General features: G+C 66.0%; 1 protein-coding gene. It reads right to left on the reverse strand.

Annotated features, from left to right (window positions below; genetic code table 11):
• Positions 1–120 precede the first annotated feature (120 nt).
• Positions 121–1,704: a bifunctional phosphoribosylaminoimidazolecarboxamide formyltransferase/IMP cyclohydrolase gene (gene purH / locus QMX78_RS21260; RefSeq protein WP_282273416.1), complete on the reverse strand. Its 1,584-nt coding sequence runs from the start codon at positions 1,702–1,704 to the stop codon at positions 121–123.
• Positions 1,705–1,904: the final 200 nt, after the last annotated feature.

Raw genomic sequence — 1,904 nt, forward strand, 5'->3', positions numbered from 1 at the left:
CCCGCGGGGGGGGGGGGGGGGGGGGCCCCGGGCGGCCACCACCCCTGCGGGGCGACGGCGAGCAGGGAAATCAAACGCGGGAAAACCCTGGTCGCCATGTGCCAGCTCTCGGTGACGGAATCAGTGACGGAAGTGGCGCACGCCGGTGAACACCATGGCGATGCCATGTTCGTCGGCAGCGGCAATCACTTCGTTGTCACGCATCGAGCCGCCCGGCTGGATCACCGCGGTGATACCGGCTTCGGCTGCGGCATCCAGGCCATCACGGAACGGGAAGAATGCATCCGATGCCATCACCGAGCCCGGTACCACCAGCCCTGCATCCGCCGCCTTGATGCCGGCGATGCGGGCCGAGTAGACGCGGCTCATCTGGCCAGCACCAACACCGATGGTGCGCTCGTCCTTGGCATAGACAATCGCATTGGACTTGACGTACTTGGCCACGCGCCAGGCGAACAGCAGGTCGCGCGTTTCAGCCGCGGTCGGCGCGCGCTGGGTGACGGTCTTCAGTTCGTCGGCGCTCATGCTGCGGTTGTCGGCGCTCTGGATCAGCAGGCCCGAACCGATGCGCTTGGTGTCGTAGTTGTTGCGTGCATCACCGGCCGGGATGCGCAGCACGCGCACATTGGCTTTCTTGGTGGCGTAGTCCAGCGCTGCCGGCTCGTAATCCGGTGCGATCAGCACTTCGACGAACTGGCGGTCGAGGATGGTCTTGGCGGTGGCTGCGTCCAGCGTGCGGTTGAAGGCGAGGATGCCGCCGAAGGCGCTGGTCGGGTCGGTGTTGTAGGCCATCTCGTAAGCGGCGCCGACATCGGCAGCCACGGCCACGCCACACGGATTGGCGTGCTTGACGATGACGCAGGCCGGCACGTCGAACTGACGCACGCATTCCCATGCGGCATCGGCATCAGCCAGGTTGTTGTAGCTCAGTTCCTTGCCCTGCAGCTGCACGAAGGTGGCCAAGGTGCCCGGCACCGGATACAGGTCGCGGTAGAACACGCCGCTCTGGTGCGGGTTCTCGCCGTAACGCAGGTCCATGACCTTGATGAAAGAAGAATTCATCTGCGCCGGGTACTCATTGCGCACCGGCACCGAAGCGCTGGTGTCAGTCACGGCCGACAGGTAGTTGCTGATCGCCGCGTCGTACTGGGCGACGCGGTTGAACGCGGCCACCGACAGCTCGAAGCGCTTGGCGGCGGACAGCTTGCCGTCGTTGCTGGCGAGTTCGGCCAACAGTGCGTCGTACTGGTCCGGGCTGGTCGCCACGGCGACGCGGGCGAAGTTCTTGGCCGCGCTGCGCAGCATCGCCGGGCCGCCGATGTCGATGTTCTCGACTGCGTCGGCGAGCGTGCAGTCGGCCTTGGCGGTGACCGATTCGAACGGGTACAGGTTCAGTACCAGCAGATCGATCGCGTCGATGCCGTGTTCTGCCATCACCGCGTCATCGGTGCCGGCGCGGCCGAGCAGGCCGCCGTGCACCATCGGATGCAGGGTCTTGACCCGGCCGTCCATCATTTCCGGGAAGCCGGTGACATCGGACACGTCCTTGACCGGCAGGCCGGCCTCGCGGATCGCCTTGGCGGTGCCGCCGGTGGACAGCAGCTCGACGTTGCGGGCAGCCAGGGCACGGGCCAGATCGATCAGGCCGGTCTTGTCGGAAACGGACAGCAGAGCCCGGCGTACGGGCAGCAGATCAGAAGACATGGGGAGGCAGGGGGAAGCGGAAGCGGGCCCATATTGTAGCCGCGCGGTCACACAGAAGCAGGATGTAGTGCCGAGCCATGCTCGGCAGGGCCTTTCCCAGCAATGCAACTGTAGTGCCGAGCCATGCTCGGCAAGGGGCCTTCCCAGCAATGCACGACGGCGGGGTTTACCGGTAACGCTTCTGCCGAGCATGGCTCGGC

The organism is Stenotrophomonas sp. PS02298, assembly GCF_029959445.1.
Taxonomy (GTDB): domain Bacteria; phylum Pseudomonadota; class Gammaproteobacteria; order Xanthomonadales; family Xanthomonadaceae; genus Stenotrophomonas.

Coding starts and splice junctions, on each gene's coding strand:
- purH (WP_282273416.1), bottom strand. CDS start 1,704: ATGTCTTCTGATCTGCTGCCCGTACGCCGGGCTCTGCTGTCCGTTTCC.